This is a genomic window from Alkalihalobacillus alcalophilus ATCC 27647 = CGMCC 1.3604 (genome assembly GCF_000292245.2).
In the GTDB taxonomy this organism is placed as follows: domain Bacteria; phylum Bacillota; class Bacilli; order Bacillales; family Bacillaceae_D; genus Alkalihalobacillus; species Alkalihalobacillus alcalophilus.
In genome coordinates, this window is the sequence record NZ_ALPT02000079.1 from 1 (window position 1) to 18,151 (window position 18,151).

Genomic DNA, 18,151 nt, shown 5'->3' on the forward strand with positions numbered 1-18,151 from the left:
GATTTGTGGGGAACGAGCGATTTTATCTAATGTTTCGTTACAGAACAAGCAAAATTGTGTTTTAAACCTTGGCTCGGCCGCTTTTAAAAAGTTGATGTTCGCTCCGGCTGAGAAAAATTTCGGCATGTCACTCATTAAAACAGCTACTTTAATATCACTATCAAATCGAATGTCATCAATCACCGCATTTAATTCTTTATAATAGTCTAAATCATACGCATTCGTTTTGTTGACATGGATATGAACCTCAGCTACTCCGTTTTTCTTCACCAATGTAAGCGTTTTAGTTTCTGATAATGTTGTCGACATGAAAAGACCTCCTCAGGTTTCCTTTATGGTTTTTATTCTTCCGTAACTAATTCATAATATATATAATTTTCACTTAATTTTAAAATAGCAAAAATAAGCATTTATTCAATAGAACAGTAATATATCTTTAGTTTTCATACGATTACTCTTCAATTCGTAATTTTACAACGAACGTAAAAATAACATAATTACTTTTCAATAAGTGTACATAGTATATAAAATTAGACGTTTTTAAGAGTCGATAGGACATACCACAGACAGTGATATATGCCAAATAGTCCTTCACTAAACAACAAGTATTTTCATTGACTTCTAAATAAGAAGGGTAGGCCTACCGAAATAGCTGTTTTAAAATGAAATCTTTTTTATTTTCAGAAAATAACTTGACAGAACGGATAAGATCAAATACATTATCTATAATTAACGATAGTTTTTAAAACATAATAAAAAAATAACTTTAGGAGGTTATTTAATGGAGCATCAAATAGAAGACATCACGATCATCGGTGGCGGTCCTGCTGGGTTGTTTGCTGCCTTTTATGCCGGGATGCGAAATTCATCTGTTAAAATCATTGAAAGTTTGCCTCAGCTAGGAGGACAATTAGCAGCCCTTTATCCTGAGAAATTTATTTATGATATAGCAGGATTCCCTAAAGTTCGTGCGGGTGAACTAATTGAACGTTTAGAAAAGCAAGCCTTAACCTTCAATCCAACGATCTGTCTAAAAGAAATGGTCAACAATCTTGAAACACTTGAGGATGGGACGATCCAATTAACGACAAATAAAGGGATCCATTTAACAAAAACGGTCATTATTACAGCCGGAAATGGCGCTTTTAAACCGAGGAAATTGGAATTAAACCGTACCGAACAGTTCGAATCTTCTAATCTGCATTATTTTATTCAAGATTTAAATCATTTTAGAGGAAAAAATGTTTTATTATGTGGTGGCGGTGATTCGGCTGTTGATTGGGCTTTGATGTTAGAGCCTATTGCGAACCAAGTAACACTTGTCCACCGTCGTGATAAATTTAGAGCTCATGAATCAAGTGTGACACAGTTATTTAATAGCAGCGTAAACATAAAAACTCCTTTTGTTCCTGTTGAACTACATGACAATGGTGAACGCATTTTAGGTCTTACATTAGAGCATAACAAGGAAAAAACGCAAGAAACGATTGAGTTTGATGACTTAATTATTAACTACGGATTTATATCTTCACTAGGTCCAATGAAAGACTGGGGAATAACGATTGAGAAGAATTCCATTGTTGTTAATTCAAAAATGGAAACAAATATTCCAGGTGTATATGCCGCGGGTGACATCTGTACGTATGACGGAAAAGTAAAGCTCATTGCGACTGGTTTTGGCGAAGCCCCTACTGCGGTCAATCATGCAAAGGCTTTTATCGATCCAAAAGCAAAGGTACAACCGCTTCATAGTACGAGTGTCTTCGCTTAAAATTTCAGGAGAGGAGGATAAGAGAATGGCCAAATATGTAATCGTTGATAAAGAAACGTGTATCGCATGTGGAGCATGTGCCTCTACTGCTCCAGATATCTTTGATTATGATGAAGAAGGTCTTTCGGAATCGATATTAGATAATAATCAAGGAATTACTCCTGTTCCAGAAGATTTTGAGGACGATTTAGAAGATGCCGAGGAAGGATGCCCAACAGAATCGATCATTGTCGCCTTAGACGCTTTTCAAAAGGCACTAAAAAGTTCATAATACCAAAGCTGCCAAAAGATGTTCCTCTTTCATCTTTTGGCAGCTTTTTTGTGGACTCTCAACATAGTCAAAGCCTGCTGTCTTCCTTTTCAAGATAATTTTTATCTAGCAAATAAATAAACGCAAAAACTTCGGCGACGACTTGATATAACTCTTCTGGAATCGTCTCATTTAGTTCTAGCTCTGAAAGCATTTGGACAAGATTAGCGTCTTCTTGAATCGGAATATCAGCTTCTTTAGCACGTTGAATAATTTCGTCAGCAACAAAACCTCTTCCCTTTGCACTTATTTTGGGGGCATTTTCTTTCCCTTGTAAATATTTCAAAGCCACTGCTTGCTTAAAAGAATTCGTTTGTTCTTTCATACGCGGATATCGACTCCTTTATAACTGGAGTAATCTTGCCACTTCTCTTGCTCGGCTCTGTTCAGTTGTGCCTGATGTTCGATATTTTGTTTCCAATAAAGCGTTTGAAGTTGATAGCCAAATTGACCGAACCGTTCTTGTAAGGTTGGAATTAACAAGCTAATTAAATGGTTTGGCTTCTTATGATCATTATAAATCGTCATCGTCACTTTTTTTGATTGAACTTGAACATCGACAATCGTTTCGTCTAGAGCCTTTAAATCTAAATAAAATAGAATTCGACAATGTTCTGGATCTAAACTTCCATCCTCCAGTCGTTTTCCTTGCCACTGCAAATCTAGATTGCATTGCTCTTTTCCAATCAAAACGGGGTAGGACATGCTTAAATGATTGATATTCGGGTCATGTTGTTCAATCGCTGCTAGCACCTGTATCCCAGTTAGATGAGAAATCAACCTGGAAATGGCTGTTTGAACTTGAGAAGGAAGCTCTTCTCCTCTTGCTTTTAATAAAACAGCCTTTAAAGAAGCAAAATCATTTGTGTTAATAGCTGCTGTTCTCGCAAGTTCTGCTTCATGCTGCAAGCCTAACAGTTGAAAGATCTGTTGAAGCTGACTAGAAAAAGCAGGCCTGTTTTCTGTAGGGGAAACGAGGCCCTTCCAACTACTGTCTAACAACTGTCTTAAAACAACTTGCTCATTTTCCGTTAAATTCGAACGCGAAAAAAGAGTTGTCCAATTTAGCTCATCAGTAGACAGTTGCCGTTGAAACAAAACTCGAGCTACTGATTCGGTTGTTTCCGAAATCTTGAGTTGATCTTGTTGTAAAAAAGAATGAATTTGTTCCCGTGGAGTTAGCTGTTCGTGCTTAATTAAACTAGAACTTAAAAGGTCTGTCGCCACCCTTTGCACGAGTCGCTCAACGTCTAATGTTTGTCCACTCACTCGTTCTAATAACTGCTTTGCTCCTAGTTGTAACGGCGTTCCCGCTTCTTCTAAAAGAAACGATTGAAATAGTCGCAAAGCAAATGGATTGTTCGGTTCTCTTTGAATTCCATTAATAAATTTTGCTAAATTCGCCTCTAATTCCTTTATCGCTTCACTTGAATGCTGCTGTAAAGATTGATATAAAGTTGAGATTTTATTTCCAATCGCTTCTGATGAATCAAGCTCAACAAAAGCAGAATAACCAGCTGCTGTCAGTGGCCAATTTTGTTGAAGCATTCTTGAAACGTGCTCAATGGATATTGGGCCGATTTCATTTTGTCTATTAAGCAAAGAAAGTGCATTGAGAAAGGATTGTCTTGTAAAAGGAATCGATTGTTTTTGCAAGGTCTGTAACAAGGTTTGGGCTTTTCCTTTTGCTTGAAGCCCAAGCTTCTCCAAAAACTCTCCATCCTGCCCTTTTTCTTTTGCACCCGCTTGAATAAATGGTCTTAATGTTGGCAACCCTTTACTTTTTAACACTTCAAACCAATACGTTTGGCCAACTGTTAACCCAAGTTCAAGCTTCGCTGTTACCGTTACCCCATTTAACGAAAGTGTTGCGATATTGTTTGGAAATAACTTGGTCACCTGCCCTTTCATCAATTGCCCTTGCCTAAAGGCCAAAGAGGGTTTAAAAGAAGAGGATTGAGTTGTGACGTTTTGATTAGTAAAAATAGATTGAAACATGGTCCCCCTCCTTTATCTTCTCTAAAATAATGAGTCTTGTTTAACCTTCTCTATTTCTAAACCAGCCAACTCTAAAACTGGTTTAAAACTTTTCCGATGCTCCGAAATAATACCATGCTGTTTAATTGCTTCTAAATGATCCGCAGTCCCATAGCCCATATTTTTTTCAAATTGATAGTATGGATACTCTTTATGTAAATCTTCCATATACCGATCTCGGGCCACTTTTGCTAAGACAGAACTCGCTGCAATCGAAATGCTTTTCTGATCCCCTTTGATTAAGGACGTTTGTTCAATAGGCAAAGGAAGTTTTATCGCATCTAATAATAGATAACTAGGTTGTATAGATAAATCAGTGACCGCATTTGTCATCGCTTTAATGGTTGCTTGATATATGTTAACCTCATCGATTACTGATGCTGGAATCATTTGAATGGAGTAAGCCAATGCCTCTTTTTTAATGATTTCACTGAACTGCTCTCTTTTTGCTTTGGAAAGCTTTTTCGAATCAGTTAAACCTAGTAATTGAAAATCTTTTGGAAAAATAACAGCCGCTGCGACAACAGGTCCAGCTAATGGTCCACGACCGACTTCATCCAAACCGGCAATATAGGTATGCTCTTGTTGATACAAAGCTTCTTCATATTTTCGCATTTCCATATGCATCTCAAGTAACTGCTGTTTTTTTACTTGCTGCTTCTCAAAACGAGCGAGCAAGGTTTGAACACCTTTACGCTCATCTAATTTTAATTGCTCAAGCTGCTCCTTTTCTGGTTGTTGTCTGTTAAAAAGGATATTCTCAATTTCCTTAATCGTTAATGGTTTCATTTTAATTTTAGCCTCTCCTTTTTATATCGACAGTCTTATTTCTTTTTTAATCCCAAAAACAAAAACCGCTTAAAGAAGGCACTCTCTAAACGGTTTCCTTTTCGTTTTCTGGAACTTCAAATGATAATCGACCTAACAATCCACCACGAAGTTCTCTTAAGATCGTCTCTGCTACTTTATCGTAATCAATATAGCCTCCACTAGCTAAAAACCCACGCTTTTCACCGATTTGATCAAGAAGTTCCACATTGTCTGTTGAAAGTTCGTCCAATTTATAACGTTCTTGTAAACGCTTCGGGTAATGTTCTCTTAAATAAGTGACCGCAAATAAGGCAATATCTTGGAAGTCTAAAATTTCATCTTTAATTGCACCGGTTGCCGCTAAACGGAAACCTGTTTGTTGGTCTTCAAATTTTGGCCATAAAATCCCCGGTGTGTCGAGTAATTCAAGCTGTTTTCCGACTTTAATCCACTGTTGGCGTTTAGTCACACCTGGTCTGTCACCAACTTGAGCCGTTCTTTTGGCTGCTAAACGATTAATTAACGTTGACTTTCCAACGTTTGGTATCCCTAAAATCATCGCCCGAATCGCACGTGGTTTCATACCTTTTGCCTTCATTTTTTCTAGCATAGGAGTCGCAAGTTTTTGACACTCTCCGCTGATTTTCTCTGTCCCTTTGCCATTTTGAGAATTAATAACAAGCACAGAGTAGCCTAACTTTTCAAAATAGCTCTTCCATTTGGCCGTCCGACTTTCATCCGCTAGATCGGCTTTATTTAATAAAATTAAACGTGGTTTATGTTCAACTAGTTTATCAATCATAGGATTTCTAGACGAAAGGGGAATTCTTGCGTCCACTAATTCAATGACGACATCGATCATTTTTAATTGTTCTGTTACTTCTCTTCTTGCCTTGGCCATATGGCCAGGAAACCATTGTATTGTCATGTTATTACTCGCTCCTATTTTGCTATCCTAACCTCTGATAATGGCCAGAAAATAATGCTTGCTTTTCCAATTACTTCTTCATACGGTACCGTTCCAATATCGCGACTATCTTTACTATGTCTGCGATTATCACCTAGAACAAATAAATGATCTTCGGGGACAACAAATTGATTGGTCACATCCTCCAAGGTGAAATTATTCGTTAACCTCTCACCTTCATATCTTCCTTTTAATTCCTCGAGGAAGACTTCGTCAACTGGCTCGCCATTCACATATAAAACATCCGAACTATACTCAATTTCATCGCCAGGTAATCCAATAATTCTCTTTATATAATCTTTCCCACCGGGAGCATGAAAAACCACAATATCAAATCTCTCCGGTTCAAAAAGCCTATAGCTAAATTTATTCACAATCATTCGATCGCCATCTTGTAATGTTGGCGTCATCGACTCCCCATCAACGACAATGGGAGCAAATAAAAAATAGCGAATTAAAAAAGCTAATGCTAAAGCAATTAAAATCGCCTTTAACCATTCCCATGAACCACTGTTCTCTTTCTCCATTTTCTAGCCTCCAAATTGACTGTTTATCAACTCTTTTTATTTTAGCATAAGTTTATAGGAGTTAACAGGAATGAATGCAACGGAGCTCTTTCTCTAGCGATCTTACTCGACTTTTTTATCTATCCTCACTGATCTTTTACTTTTTGGCGGCGTTTCCCTTCTCTTTTTTCACACCACCCTGCCAAATCACATAGAGACTGGGACAAAGTCCTTCTCTGATATGAAAAGCCGGTGACATTTTCCTCGTTTAAAATGTCACCGGCTTTCATTATCTTTATTGGAACGGAAGTAAATGGCGATGGATAGCGTTCTACTCACCGTTCCCGAAAATCATGCTCCGCGTCCTGTGGGGTGACGCCGAACTAACTTTTTTTGTAAAAAAGTGGATTTCGGCCTGCCACTAAATCCCACGGGAGTCTCCGCATGTTTTCGTCCACTAGACCACAGGGTAATCTCCAAGTTCATAATTGGAGGTCATAGCGTGAAGTGACTAAATTCAAAACGGAGAAATAGAGAACCAAAAAACGACTAAAATATGTTCTTTGGACTCGTTTTCTCCTTTCTATAGCCAGTTATGTCCCAGCCTCCACGCCAGATATGCTACTTCTACAAACAAAATTCCCGTTCATCACCCTTTTTTTATAAATGAATGGACTCATTCGCATCAGACAAAAAGAATTTTAACATCTCTGTCATTAAGGGATGCAATACGGTAACATGACCAGTGTTTGGCACGATTAAAAATTCGAGCTTTAAGCGTTTAGTTTCAGCTGCAACTAATTGCTGATACATCGCTTTTGCCTCTTGATATGATTAAACTAGTATACAGAACATTCGCCTCTTACTTTTCTAAGTAATCATTCGTTAGCTCAACATGAACTAACCCGCTTTCTTGTAAAAGTTGTTTTAGCAAATAAGCATGTCCGGCACCATAAAGCACAAGAATTCGGTCTTCTTTTTCACTAGCTAACTGGATAATATTTTTATAAATTAACATATTGCGATAATACCAATATTTCATGACCCAATTAACCCCAACAGGATTCCCTGCTTCACCTACAAGGGCAAGCTGTATATACATTTGATGGTTCTCAGCTATTCTTTTATCTTTATTAAACCAAGCTAAAAATTCTACAATAGTATGTTTTGCTAAAAAGCGATTAACCTCTTCCATCATCTTTTCACCATTTGTGACAAACTCTTTATACACTTCTGGTTCATGCTCCATCATATACTGGAAAACATCCGGCACATCTACTGAATCCTCATTCCAATCAACCGCATAAATCTCCTTATGCTCCATTGCTTCTGCCATGCGGAAACCAATTTGATGCCGCTCATTTGCTGTTAACTGTAATTTGCCAGACAAATAGTTTTGATAATCGTTTGATAATCTCATTTGAAGCCCTTTATCATATTCTAGTGCCACCTTTGTCGGGGCAAAACCTTTCAAACATTCCATTAGCTCCAAAAGCTCATTTTGTCGTTTATTAGAAAAAACATCGATCTGCTCTGTCTTCAAAAGATCAGTTACATTTGATTTATCAAAATGATCTGTTCCAACAATAAGAATGGTTGGTTTAGTCGTCAACTTTAATTCCTCCTTTTCATTCCATAACAAAATGAAAATCTCAACATACCTTCATATTAACTTTCAGCTTCATTACGTTACTTATTATTACTCTCACAATCTTGATCTTTTTTCTTTTGGAAATAATTTAATATGTAATAGATTATCCAAAAGCTCATAATAACCAAAAAGACAATTAAAGGTCTTTTATCAGCTGAAAGGGTAAGGTGAAGGATAAGGGCCAATATTAGAAAGGGTGGCATTAATATCCAATAATACTTGTCCTTTAGGATTTTAATATGAACCAACTCCTTTTTTACTTATTATTCTAACATTTCAAAAACTACTTTAACATTTAATTGCAAATATTCCAGCAAAATAAATGTGTAATTTTACTTTTCCACTCATTTCTCCTGCCCCTATAGTGACAAAAAAACATGTAAACACAGGATATTAACTAATCTTTTCCTTAAAATATAAAAAGCACCCCTCAAATGAGAAGTGCCTAGTTCTTAAAATATCATCAAAAAAATCTCAGTCATACACTTAAGAAACGCCTTTCTCTCTTTCACGCAATGATAAACTATGACCACCACGTTCCAACGGTCCATTTTTCATTAACAAATAAGAGAGGTATGCAAAGACTACGCCAACTCCTGCAACAATGTGTAAAAAGGCAAAATGACTTTCAAACACAAATTGTATGACAGAATCAACATTGCCAAACATCCACCAAGATAACCCAACTAACGATAACACCGCTCCCCCTAACATCATCTTTACTGCTCCAAAATAATACCAGACAGACGCAATAAGAACTCCAAGTCCGATAGCGAAAATTCCCCACAGAACATCAACCCAAAAGTAAAAAAGAGCATTTGATGAAGCACTGAACCCAGCCATATGAATTAGTTGATTCGTATTCAATCCTTGCTCATACAAAAATTGATTCAACTGATGCATGACATTTAAAATAAACATACTTATGACGATAAAAATTCCAGAGACAATAAAGTTTCCGATTAAGAATTGTTTCCTAGTACCGCCAAAGGCCATAAATGTCGGATACGTTTTGACGAATATTTGAAATGGATAAAAGAGAAGGAATCCATAAAATGGGCCAAACAAAGCACCTGTCATCCCCTCAACCTGCATAACCATACCTAAAAAAAGGTAAAAAGCAAACAGGATCGCTGTTACAAGCGTCATAATATAAAATTGAAAACGCATATCTTCCCAAATGAGTCGAAATGGTCCTCTAAAAGTATTCATTAAACCTCACCTCCTTCAATTATTTATACTTTTTAAACTTACTTTTTTTCACTACTAGTAAGCACTCTTTTTTCTCGAAATGATAATCCATGACCGCCTCGTTCGATTGGTCCATTCCTCATCAAAAAATAAGAGATAACCAAAAATAAACCACCTAATCCACCAACCGTATTCATAAAAGCTAAGGAATGCTCAACAATGAAAGATATAATCTTAGAGAAATCGCCAAATGTACCCCAGCCAATCAACACTAACCCTAAAAGTGTCCCCACAATTAAAGCCTTCACTGTACCAAAGTAATACCAAACCGAGTTCATCATAAACCCTAATCCAAAAGCAAAGACTCCCCACAATATATCTGTCCATATATATAGAAAAGCATTTGTAGACTCATGAATCCAACCAGCGTGAATAAATTGAGCTGAGCTAATTCCTCTATCAAACACCCACTGATTTAACTGATACATGCCATTTAAAATAAGCATCGTTATGAGCAAAAACAAACCAACATTGAGATATGTGGCAAACAGAAACTGCTTTCTAGTTCCACCAAAAGCAAGCGTGTACTTATAACTTTTGTTAAAAAGGATAAATGGATAGATAATAAACAATCCATAGATCGGCCCAAATACAACCGCAGCGAATTGATCTACATTTAATAAAAGGCCTAACCCAACCATAAAAACCCCTAAGAAAAAGGTGATCAATAAAATGATATAAATTTGAAAACGTAAATCTTCAAACAAAATTAGAAAAGGACCTTTAAATGTATTCATGATACATTAGCCTCTTTTCGTTCTTTTTGTGTAATTTGAACGAGATAATCTTGGAGTGGTGCTTTTTCTATTTTGACCCCAGCCTCACTCGCACGCTCCTTCCACTTTTCTGTAAAAGGAATATCAACCATTACATGGATTTGATTCCCTAACGTTTTTGTCTCTAACACATGTTCACCAATGATTAATGATTCAACTTGCTCTTTTTGTCCTGTTAACAAAATGCCTTTTCTATTCAACTCCTCGGTTTCTACATAATCAGAAACGGTCTGCTTATCAATAATCGCAATTTTTTCACATAGTGGCTCAATTTCATCGATATGATGGGAAGAGAGAATGATTAGACGTGGGTGGTCCTCATACGTATCTAGTAATAATTGATAAAAAACCTTACGCATATGGGCGTCCAATCCATTCGTTGGCTCGTCAAAAATCGTAATGGGTGCTTTGCTTGCTAATCCAATAACAATTTTAATCATCGTTTGCATCCCTTTGGAGAATTTACGAATTTTTTTCTTACGTGGTAATTCGAATAACTCCACCATTTCTTCAGCAAAAGCTTGATCCCAATTCTCATTAAAATAAGAACCAAAACGCAAGGCGTCATCAACATTCCACAGTTCGGAAAATGGGTGGTTTTCCTGCATATACGTAACATGTTTCATCGTTTCACTATGATTATAAGGAGCGATCCCATTAACAAGTAACTGACCACTTGTTGGTTTTTCTTGACCAGATAATAACTTCATTAACGTTGTTTTTCCGGCCCCATTTCGCCCCCATAATCCAGCAATAATTGGTTCACCTTCAAACAAATTCACCTCATTTAAAGCGAGTGATGGCCCATAATAAAAAGATAAATTTTCAATTTTAAGCATCTTTATCCTCCTTAATAAATTGAATCAATTCTTCTTCTGTTAAGTGAATTCTCTTTGCCTCATTTAACATAGGTTTCACATATTGTTTATAAAAATGTTCTTTTCTTTGTTTCATCAGAGTAGCCGTGGCACCATTAGCGACAAACATCCCGACACCTCTTTGCTTATAGACCAGTCCTTCATTCACCAATGTCGCGAGTCCTTTTTGGGCCGTAGCACGATTGATTTGGTAAAATTGTGAGATCTCTGTTGTAGAAGGAATTTGATCGCCTTCCTTTAAATGACCTTCGACTATATCGTCTGCTATCATATCAGCAATTTGCTGAAAAATTGGTTTAGAATCATCAAAAACAGCCTTCACTAGCGTCTCCTTCCCTCTATAGGTTGATAGGTTGATTACTTGTGTAATCAACTATACTTTAAATCAACCAAAAAGTAAACCATTTATTATTATTTTCTATATTTCACCTTCTTAGCCCACGTCAAAAAAAGCCTTAAACAAAGGGGTTTAAAGCTTCTTTATCTAGTATAAAAATGGGTGAGAGTTGAATGTTTTGGGTTGATTATGTAGCTTTCTGTTTCAAAAACAATTCAAGAACTTGATTAAACATATTTGGTTGGTCAATATGTACGAGGTGACCCGCAAAAGGAATAACGGCTACATGAATATGTTTATAAGAATCTAAATAATGAACAATTCCTTTGATTTCAGGAATAATTTGTTCACCCGACATAATCAAAATGGGGATGTCTCTTAAATTAGACAAATCACTTGCCAAATCAAACGGATACCAATTCTCATCTAATACTAATGATACAAACTTCTTCCAATCACTTTTAACATGTAAATTTTTAAAATAGGCATCTGCTTCTGGATTAGTTAAAATCGCTTTTTTATGTTGAAGATCCTCATTAAAAAGTTTATCCCAATCATCTGTTTTTATGGGAGTCAACCCACTCATCGTTAATGTTTTAATAAGTTGTGGGTATCGATTACAAAGTTCAATAGCGATTAATGCACTAGATGAGCTCGCAACTAAATGAACTTTTGTGATATTAAAATGAGCTAAAGTTTGGTACAAATCTTCAACTGTTAAATGTATTAGCTCTTCAATGCTATTATAATCACCAATTCCAGATTGACCATGACCACTTAGATCAGGCATGATCACTTGATAGGCGTTCATAAAATAAGATTTTTGATTTTGATAATCCGTTTGACTTGTTTCAGCTCCTGAATGTAAAAAAAGTAGTGGCGCCCCTTCTCCATAAAACTCTGTATGTAGTAACATCAATTTCCTCTCCTTTTTTATGACGCATTCTCCTTACTTCTCTCACATTCCGTATCACTTCTGATCCTTTTCAGCTCATCTAAAACTCCTTCGATTTTCTCCCCCTTTAAACATATATCGAATACCTTTCCCGACTAATTGTTCATCTTTATAACGGGGCAACACATGAAAATGAGCGTGAGCAATATGCTGTCCGGCAAGCTCGCCACAATTCCAACCTAAATTGTAACCAGCTGGCTGATATTTTTGATCAAGGTAAACTTTGACCTCTTTTAGAAGCTCATGAGTTGCCTGCCATTCTTCTGACGTTAAATCAAACGCTGTGTCTCGATGCTGTATCGGAACAATGACGCCCGCCCCCTCCAAAGCTTTCCCTGCCTCTAATGCCTCATTTAATTGTAAAAATAAACAAAAGTCATTACGAAATAGGATGTTCTGTTCACTCTGTAACTCTGGGTAACAAAAGACACACCTATTCATTCGATCATCTCCCCTACATTTTATCCTGACGTATATTGATAAATGCCTTTCTTGCCATAAACAAATAGCTTTTGTCCACCAATGACGACATCACCTGTTATTTTTTTCCCTTCTTTATCATAGAAAGACAGCTTCCCTTTCGCATCGAGCGTTCTTGATTTCAACTTATATCGATACACACCACTTCTTGTTTTTCCAATTATCTGGTCTTTCTCCATCAGAAATTGGTCAAAATCATGATTTTCCTGCTTGAGCTTATATCGATCAATGAGCTGCTTCTGACGATAATGGAGCAGATTGTACCGGTAAGACGTGTCATAATAAAGAAAAAAGACGTCATTTGATTCATCAATATGAATAGCGTATCCATCGATAATATCTAGTTTATTAGCTTGCCACTTTGTTTCACCACTTTTTGTAAAGGCGATAAACCCTGGAGAGCCAATCGGTTCATCCCATCCAAAATTCCCAAAAATCCCCTCATCGAAATAGGTACACCAAATCATATCATCATAATCTACCCGAATCGCAGCAATGCCATCGCCTAGTACAAGAGCATCGACCTTCTGCCCATTCCGATTAAAAATCCTTGCATTCCTCTCAACTTTATATCCATCTTTTAAACAACGATTTTGCACAAGTAAAAGAGTTCCATCAGGAAATAAGTCCACATAATCAGGAAATAACTGAAGATTTTTTAATTCCAGTACTTCCATCATGCCATCCTTAAACAGCTTTAATCTCCAGTTATTTTTCGGAACAGGACGAACGAATGGATCAATATAATCTAAGTCTGTTTCTACTAAAATTAATGTGCCATTTAATGTAGCATTTGCCGAATAAACATAGCCCTCTGCGACGTAATCACTAATCTTTTCTACAACAAGCCTCTCCACTTGTACACCTTCTTTTTAAAAATCTTTTTTCAAATAATAATGTTTGAAATCTCAACCAACGTGACCTTCTTCATTTTTAACATAAAGATTTAATTCCTTATAACGCCCCCGTAAATCCTTTGGAAAATGAGCAAGGTTAAATTCAAAAAGCTGTTTTTCAATGATTTGTTTGTCTTCTACAGATCCACCTGTTTCAATTGTATACGACATCTGTTCTCCCCTTTTCTCTCACTCACTCTCAGTAGAGTATTTCGGTTTTCTAAGATCGTATTTAACATGCTTAAGCTGTGCGACGATAATAAAACTTACGATTATTAATAAAAACCACGAACTAATTTTGCCGATATGAACCAATTCCCACGTTCCTTCCTGATTTGGATATTGCCAGGCCCCAAAAAAAGTTGTAATATTTTCGGCAATCCAAATAAAAAAGCCAATGAGTATAAATGATAAAACCAATGGCATCCGGTACACCGCTTCTTTGAGTCGAAAATAAACGAAGGAACGGAAAAATAAAACAAACAGTAGGACTGTTAAAACCCAACGAATATCATATAAAAAATGATGGGTAAAGAAATTCAAATAAATCGCTGCTCCGAGTGGAATCGTCCAATAAGATGCTGGCCAACCAACGAGTTTTAAGTCGAGCCTTTTCCAGGCCTGGCATATATAACTGGCGACACTGGCATACATAAAACCACTATATAAAGGAACCCCAAATATTTTCGTTAAAGACTCCTCAGGATAAGACCAAGAGCCCATATGGACCTTGTATATTTCCAAAGCTAGTCCAATCACATGGAAGACCGCTATGACTTTTAATTCATCCTTTGATTCCATCCCACTGTAGTACATGAGTACTTGGACCGCTAAACAGACAAGCAAAATAAAATCATAACGGTACAAAAAAGGGATCTCAATAACGGTTGATAATGCTAAAGCTAGAAAAATCGCCACAGGGAACAGACAGGATAATGCTTGCTGATAAGTAAAATGATACAACTGACTAAAAAACTTCACGACAAATCGCCCCACTACATTTATTAAAAAAGTTAATAAAACATCTTTTTTATTTTACCATAATTCAACATTTTTGAAGATATTCTTTGGTTCCCAAAATAGGGACCAGCCCAGCTCCTCATAAGAATGACCGATGCTTAGCCCCATGTTTTCTAAACTATATAGATACGAACGTTTATCTTAGCCTATATGCTCATGTTCTTCTTTTTCTTTTTTGACATAAAACAATCGTGACAGCAAAATACCGATCATTCCTAGGCCAATAAATAAAACGGCTCGAATCATAATCGTTAAATAATACAGATCAATAAAAATCACTTTTAATAAAGTTAAAAATAACAGACCTAACCCTAACAAACGAAACACTTTTTTATCATAGACAACCCCGATAATGATACTGCCTGCCGCATAAAGGGCCCAAGCAAACGAAAGACTCATCATCGAGATATTTCCATCTGTTAACCCATTCGTCAGCATTCGTACAAAATCGGATAAAATCACCAAATGGACGATGACATTTACCGCCCCCATCACAATTAACACCGCTTGATTTTGTTGATAAGTGTTTCTCGTCCAAAAGTATAATCCCAGCAGTGAACCTGCTGTTGCAACAAAAGTAATAAATGAGAAACTCCAAATCACATCATATGGTGGAAGGCTAAACATCAACAACAGATGCCCAACTATAGAAGCAAAAAGAACCGAGATTTGAACCTCTGCTTTTTGCTGATAGAATTTTTTCGATAAATACACAAGCCCATATAAACTAGCAATAAAAAAGAACCAGATAAGCGTCTCAAAACTTACCATCTTGAAAATAGCGGTTTGAAGAACGAGCATCACTCCAACGAAGTAAATAAATCCTCCCATTACTTGCTGGAAAATAAACTGATAACGTGCCCCTAAATAGAGAGCGATTAAACCTTGAATTAAAAAGACAATCGTAAGTGTGTTTCCTTCATATTGAAAGGCCTCAAGGATTAGCAAAAAAAGAGCGAAAGTGGTTATAGCAATCGATACGGAAGTAAATTCTCTTTTTTGCAAATCTGTTGTATGACGTTGCAGATAAAACAAAACAGCAAAGGCTACAGATATAAAAATTAAATAAACCAAATAGAAATAATCTGCTTGTAATGTTCCCATTTTCACCCAAAAAGTGGTCACCACAAAACTTGTAAACAATAACGGAATCGGGTACATCTTTTGGAATTTACGGAGGTAAACAGCGTAAAAAATAAGCAGTTGCTGGATAACTGCACCTACAGCCATCACTTGAAGCATCCGATCAACATCAAACATAATTGCTGAAATCACAAAAGCGAAATAAACGAAGTGAAGCAAACTTGTCGTCACATAAAATAACACCTTATAACCTTTATTAATCGCAAAATAAACGAGAGCTGCATAAAAAAGAATCACATAAACAACAGGAACTAAAATAGTTGCCGTTCCAAAAACAAGAAATGGAATCAAATAACCAATAATCGCTATTAATATTGCCATCACTTCTGATTTATGGTGATGGGATAAAAAGAGGCCGATTGAAATCCAAGTGAGATTCAAAATAAAGGCCGGATAAGTTGGAATCATCGAATAAAGAATATGCATAGCAAATGTCGTTAAGATAAGGACACCAACTGCCCCAACTAATAAAGTCTTACCAAGCCCCTCCCGCTTTGCTTTCATTTGACGCTCACCAATGAAATAAAGAAGGAGAGCGACGACAAATCCTAATACGACACGGACTGGTTCCGTTAAAATCCCATAATCAACAACTACTTTAAATCCCCATATAATCCCAATAAAAAGCACAAAAATAAAAATACGCGGCAACCAAACTCGACCGATCTCATATTCCCAGTCTCTAGACTCCTGTGACTTAGGCTTAGTTCCTGAATTCAGCCCATGATTTTGTATTTGCCCGCTATTTCTAGGTAGAGCCTCGGCATCTTCTAATAACGGATACTTATTCTCCTTCTTTTTTATGCCTTCATGGAGTGGTTCAGCCTTTCCTTCCTGATTCAGAGGCTCATTTTTCAGCAACAATATTTCTCGTTCTAGCTGTTGCACTCTTTTCTCTAATTGCTCAATTCTCTCTTGATCCAATTAGGTTCCCCCCTTTCATTTTGTTAGAATTATCCAATATATACTTATTTACCATACACCTTCATCAGAACAATTTCTACCAATTCTAAAAAAACACAAGTACTTTTTTATCCTTAACAGCAGGGTTCTTCCCTAATATTAGAGAATTTATAATAACGAGATAAATTTGAAGGAGAGTTAAAATGCTTAGAAAAAAAGGATGGTTGAGTTTATTTTTTGTTGGGAGCATGTTCTACTTGCTCTCCTGCTCTAATCAAACGTTTAACGAAGCAGGGTTAATGCAAATGGAAGGAATTGTTGCCAAAATTAGTAACAACGAAATACTAGTCGTAGAAGGTGTGACAAGTGAAGAGATAAACGGACTCTCAGAGCAAGAAATCCTTGAATATTCAAATGAAGCCACCTACTTCACTCTATTAGAAAACAACAGGTCCATTGATGATTTAATCGTTGGAAACAGCATTAGAGTTTGGTTTGAAGCGTTAAATTTGTCCAAACCAGCATCTGGAATTGGCAGTCATATCGAAATTCTTGATTAATGTAAGTAAAAAGCTACCAATTTCCGAAATCATATCGGGTACTTGGTAGCTTTTTGTTGCAATTTGATAGTATACATTTTAGTAGTGACGGACTACTCCACTATTTCCTTCACCCTTCCAACAATACCACTTTCAAGCATCACCTTAATGCCGTGTGGGTGTTGAGCAGAATTCGTAAGTAATCTTTTTACAACACCTTCTGTTAAATTTCCTGTTCGTTGGTCCTGCTTTTGCACGACCTTCACCTTCATTCCAGGTTTAATATTTTCTCTCTTTGTTCCAGGCATTTTCAATTGGCTCCTTCAGCTTTTTTTATGTAAATATCAGCAATTTTAGTAGGTGAAAAGGAAACGTTTAACACATCTTGTAATTCTTCCTTCACTTTTACCGTTAAACTCTCCCCTATTTTATTATGCTCATCTTCCATCTTCATACCATTTGGTTTCAGTTTGTCCTCTTTCCAGTCAATCCATTTCCCATATGATAAAGCCCATTCATTCAATTTATTTTTTAACGATGGTGAAAGTGGAACATCAACTAATTCAAGATTGGCCCCACACTTTTGACACCAAATTGGCTCAGCCCCCATGTCTGCCTCGATCTTTATCTCTTCTAATTGATTTAGTCCACAAAAACAATCTATATTCATTACGGTGAACCACCTTCCTTGGGTCAGTCAACTTTATCTATTTTATCTTATTAAAAGTGAAACGTCATTGATTTTGAAAAGTCTTTTTGTTGTGGAAGTGAAGAAAGTGTTCAGCATATTTAGTTTGGTAATGGAATTGCTGCGTTGACGGGGTGACGATGCGTATTAATAGTGATAAGTAATGTAATTGCTACGTTGAACAAATTACGGTGCTTATTATCAGGAATACGTAATGAAATTGCCGCTTTGAC

General features: G+C 36.5%; 23 protein-coding genes. 3 read left to right on the plus strand and 20 right to left on the minus strand.

The window, feature by feature from the left end; genetic code table 11:
* A partial coding sequence (locus tag BALCAV_RS16890) for an enoyl-CoA hydratase-related protein (protein WP_040324152.1) occupies positions 1–309 on the minus strand: 309 nt, incomplete at its 3' end.
* A gap of 472 nt (positions 310–781) precedes the next feature.
* Here BALCAV_RS16890 and BALCAV_RS16895 point away from each other — a divergent pair.
* Positions 782–1,771: an NAD(P)/FAD-dependent oxidoreductase gene (locus BALCAV_RS16895; RefSeq protein WP_003324030.1), complete on the plus strand. Its 990-nt coding sequence runs from the start codon at positions 782–784 to the stop codon at positions 1,769–1,771.
* Positions 1,772–1,796: 25 nt separating this feature from the next.
* Positions 1,797–2,042 (plus strand): ferredoxin, encoded by a 246-nt coding sequence (locus BALCAV_RS16900; RefSeq protein WP_003324031.1) that lies wholly within the window; start codon positions 1,797–1,799, stop codon positions 2,040–2,042.
* A gap of 67 nt (positions 2,043–2,109) precedes the next feature.
* Here BALCAV_RS16900 and BALCAV_RS16905 read toward each other — a convergent pair whose 3' ends face one another.
* The 17 genes from BALCAV_RS16905 to BALCAV_RS16980 form a co-directional block, all read right to left on the minus strand.
* On the minus strand, positions 2,110–2,406 hold the full coding sequence (locus BALCAV_RS16905; RefSeq protein ID WP_003324032.1) for an EscU/YscU/HrcU family type III secretion system export apparatus switch protein: 297 nt from the start codon (positions 2,404–2,406) through the stop codon (positions 2,110–2,112).
* A complete protein-coding gene (locus tag BALCAV_RS16910) occupies positions 2,403–4,079 on the minus strand; it encodes a hypothetical protein (RefSeq protein ID WP_003324033.1) in 1,677 nt (558 codons plus the stop codon). Before BALCAV_RS16910 ends, BALCAV_RS16905 begins: the two co-directional genes overlap by 4 nt.
* 21 nt (positions 4,080–4,100) lie before the next feature.
* Complete coding sequence (locus BALCAV_RS16915; protein ID WP_003324034.1) at positions 4,101–4,907, minus strand: ribonuclease HII; 807 nt, start codon at positions 4,905–4,907, stop codon at positions 4,101–4,103.
* Between the two features lie 85 nt (positions 4,908–4,992).
* Entirely contained in the window at positions 4,993–5,856 is an 864-nt protein-coding gene (gene ylqF / locus BALCAV_RS16920) for a ribosome biogenesis GTPase YlqF (RefSeq protein WP_003324035.1), read from the minus strand.
* Positions 5,857–5,870: 14 nt separating this feature from the next.
* On the minus strand, positions 5,871–6,422 hold the full coding sequence (lepB, locus tag BALCAV_RS16925) for a signal peptidase I (protein ID WP_003324036.1): 552 nt from the start codon (positions 6,420–6,422) through the stop codon (positions 5,871–5,873).
* Between the two features lie 639 nt (positions 6,423–7,061).
* On the minus strand, positions 7,062–7,214 hold the full coding sequence (locus tag BALCAV_RS22410; protein WP_160173432.1) for a hypothetical protein: 153 nt from the start codon (positions 7,212–7,214) through the stop codon (positions 7,062–7,064).
* Between the two features lie 49 nt (positions 7,215–7,263).
* A complete protein-coding gene (locus BALCAV_RS16930) occupies positions 7,264–8,013 on the minus strand; it encodes a DUF5694 domain-containing protein (RefSeq protein ID WP_003322384.1) in 750 nt (249 codons plus the stop codon).
* Positions 8,014–8,538: 525 nt separating this feature from the next.
* Positions 8,539–9,264: a hypothetical protein gene (locus BALCAV_RS16935; RefSeq protein ID WP_003322383.1), complete on the minus strand. Its 726-nt coding sequence runs from the start codon at positions 9,262–9,264 to the stop codon at positions 8,539–8,541.
* A gap of 38 nt (positions 9,265–9,302) precedes the next feature.
* Positions 9,303–10,040 carry a V-type ATP synthase subunit I gene (locus BALCAV_RS16940; protein ID WP_003322382.1) on the minus strand — a complete coding sequence of 246 codons (738 nt, stop codon included), beginning with the start codon at positions 10,038–10,040 and terminating at the stop codon, positions 9,303–9,305.
* On the minus strand, positions 10,037–10,918 hold the full coding sequence (locus BALCAV_RS16945) for an ATP-binding cassette domain-containing protein (protein ID WP_003322381.1): 882 nt from the start codon (positions 10,916–10,918) through the stop codon (positions 10,037–10,039). The genes BALCAV_RS16940 and BALCAV_RS16945 overlap by 4 nt, the downstream gene beginning before the upstream one ends.
* The gene (locus BALCAV_RS16950; protein ID WP_003322380.1) at positions 10,911–11,279 is read right to left on the minus strand and encodes a GntR family transcriptional regulator; all 369 of its coding nucleotides are present in this window, start codon (positions 11,277–11,279) and stop codon (positions 10,911–10,913) included. Before BALCAV_RS16950 ends, BALCAV_RS16945 begins: the two co-directional genes overlap by 8 nt.
* Positions 11,280–11,481: 202 nt before the next feature.
* Positions 11,482–12,210: an alpha/beta fold hydrolase gene (locus BALCAV_RS16955; RefSeq protein WP_003322379.1), complete on the minus strand. Its 729-nt coding sequence runs from the start codon at positions 12,208–12,210 to the stop codon at positions 11,482–11,484.
* 75 nt (positions 12,211–12,285) lie between these two features.
* The gene (locus BALCAV_RS16960; protein WP_003322378.1) at positions 12,286–12,690 is read right to left on the minus strand and encodes an HIT family protein; all 405 of its coding nucleotides are present in this window, start codon (positions 12,688–12,690) and stop codon (positions 12,286–12,288) included.
* A gap of 20 nt (positions 12,691–12,710) precedes the next feature.
* Positions 12,711–13,586 (minus strand): hypothetical protein, encoded by an 876-nt coding sequence (locus BALCAV_RS16965; RefSeq protein ID WP_003322377.1) that lies wholly within the window; start codon positions 13,584–13,586, stop codon positions 12,711–12,713.
* Between the two features lie 51 nt (positions 13,587–13,637).
* Positions 13,638–13,796 (minus strand): hypothetical protein, encoded by a 159-nt coding sequence (locus BALCAV_RS22415; RefSeq protein WP_003322376.1) that lies wholly within the window; start codon positions 13,794–13,796, stop codon positions 13,638–13,640.
* Between the two features lie 18 nt (positions 13,797–13,814).
* Positions 13,815–14,606 (minus strand): DUF817 domain-containing protein, encoded by a 792-nt coding sequence (locus BALCAV_RS16975; RefSeq protein WP_003322375.1) that lies wholly within the window; start codon positions 14,604–14,606, stop codon positions 13,815–13,817.
* Between the two features lie 180 nt (positions 14,607–14,786).
* Positions 14,787–16,712: a DUF2339 domain-containing protein gene (locus tag BALCAV_RS16980; protein ID WP_003322373.1), complete on the minus strand. Its 1,926-nt coding sequence runs from the start codon at positions 16,710–16,712 to the stop codon at positions 14,787–14,789.
* A gap of 182 nt (positions 16,713–16,894) precedes the next feature.
* On the opposite strand from BALCAV_RS16980, the gene BALCAV_RS16985 reads away from it, so the two are divergent.
* Positions 16,895–17,251, plus strand: a complete 357-nt coding sequence (locus BALCAV_RS16985; protein WP_003322372.1) for a YobA family protein — start codon at positions 16,895–16,897, stop codon at positions 17,249–17,251.
* 92 nt (positions 17,252–17,343) lie between these two features.
* Here the strand turns inward: BALCAV_RS16985 and BALCAV_RS16990 are convergent, their stop codons facing one another.
* Both BALCAV_RS16990 and BALCAV_RS16995 read right to left on the minus strand, forming a co-directional pair.
* On the minus strand, positions 17,344–17,538 hold the full coding sequence (locus tag BALCAV_RS16990) for a YwbE family protein (RefSeq protein WP_003322371.1): 195 nt from the start codon (positions 17,536–17,538) through the stop codon (positions 17,344–17,346).
* 2 nt (positions 17,539–17,540) lie between these two features.
* Positions 17,541–17,900, minus strand: a complete 360-nt coding sequence (locus tag BALCAV_RS16995; RefSeq protein WP_003322370.1) for a hypothetical protein — start codon at positions 17,898–17,900, stop codon at positions 17,541–17,543.
* Positions 17,901–18,151 lie beyond the last annotated feature (251 nt).

Coding starts and splice junctions, on each gene's coding strand:
- BALCAV_RS16895 (WP_003324030.1), top strand. CDS start 782: ATGGAGCATCAAATAGAAGACATCACGATCATCGGTGGCGGTCCTGCT.
- BALCAV_RS16900 (WP_003324031.1), top strand. CDS start 1,797: ATGGCCAAATATGTAATCGTTGATAAAGAAACGTGTATCGCATGTGGA.
- BALCAV_RS16905 (WP_003324032.1), bottom strand. CDS start 2,406: ATGAAAGAACAAACGAATTCTTTTAAGCAAGCAGTGGCTTTGAAATAT.
- BALCAV_RS16910 (WP_003324033.1), bottom strand. CDS start 4,079: ATGTTTCAATCTATTTTTACTAATCAAAACGTCACAACTCAATCCTCT.
- BALCAV_RS16915 (WP_003324034.1), bottom strand. CDS start 4,907: ATGAAACCATTAACGATTAAGGAAATTGAGAATATCCTTTTTAACAGA.
- ylqF (WP_003324035.1), bottom strand. CDS start 5,856: ATGACAATACAATGGTTTCCTGGCCATATGGCCAAGGCAAGAAGAGAA.
- lepB (WP_003324036.1), bottom strand. CDS start 6,422: ATGGAGAAAGAGAACAGTGGTTCATGGGAATGGTTAAAGGCGATTTTA.
- BALCAV_RS22410 (WP_160173432.1), bottom strand. CDS start 7,214: ATGTATCAGCAATTAGTTGCAGCTGAAACTAAACGCTTAAAGCTCGAA.
- BALCAV_RS16935 (WP_003322383.1), bottom strand. CDS start 9,264: ATGAATACTTTTAGAGGACCATTTCGACTCATTTGGGAAGATATGCGT.
- BALCAV_RS16940 (WP_003322382.1), bottom strand. CDS start 10,040: ATGAATACATTTAAAGGTCCTTTTCTAATTTTGTTTGAAGATTTACGT.
- BALCAV_RS16945 (WP_003322381.1), bottom strand. CDS start 10,918: ATGCTTAAAATTGAAAATTTATCTTTTTATTATGGGCCATCACTCGCT.
- BALCAV_RS16955 (WP_003322379.1), bottom strand. CDS start 12,210: ATGTTACTACATACAGAGTTTTATGGAGAAGGGGCGCCACTACTTTTT.
- BALCAV_RS16960 (WP_003322378.1), bottom strand. CDS start 12,690: ATGAATAGGTGTGTCTTTTGTTACCCAGAGTTACAGAGTGAACAGAAC.
- BALCAV_RS22415 (WP_003322376.1), bottom strand. CDS start 13,796: ATGTCGTATACAATTGAAACAGGTGGATCTGTAGAAGACAAACAAATC.
- BALCAV_RS16985 (WP_003322372.1), top strand. CDS start 16,895: ATGCTTAGAAAAAAAGGATGGTTGAGTTTATTTTTTGTTGGGAGCATG.
- BALCAV_RS16990 (WP_003322371.1), bottom strand. CDS start 17,538: ATGCCTGGAACAAAGAGAGAAAATATTAAACCTGGAATGAAGGTGAAG.
- BALCAV_RS16995 (WP_003322370.1), bottom strand. CDS start 17,900: ATGAATATAGATTGTTTTTGTGGACTAAATCAATTAGAAGAGATAAAG.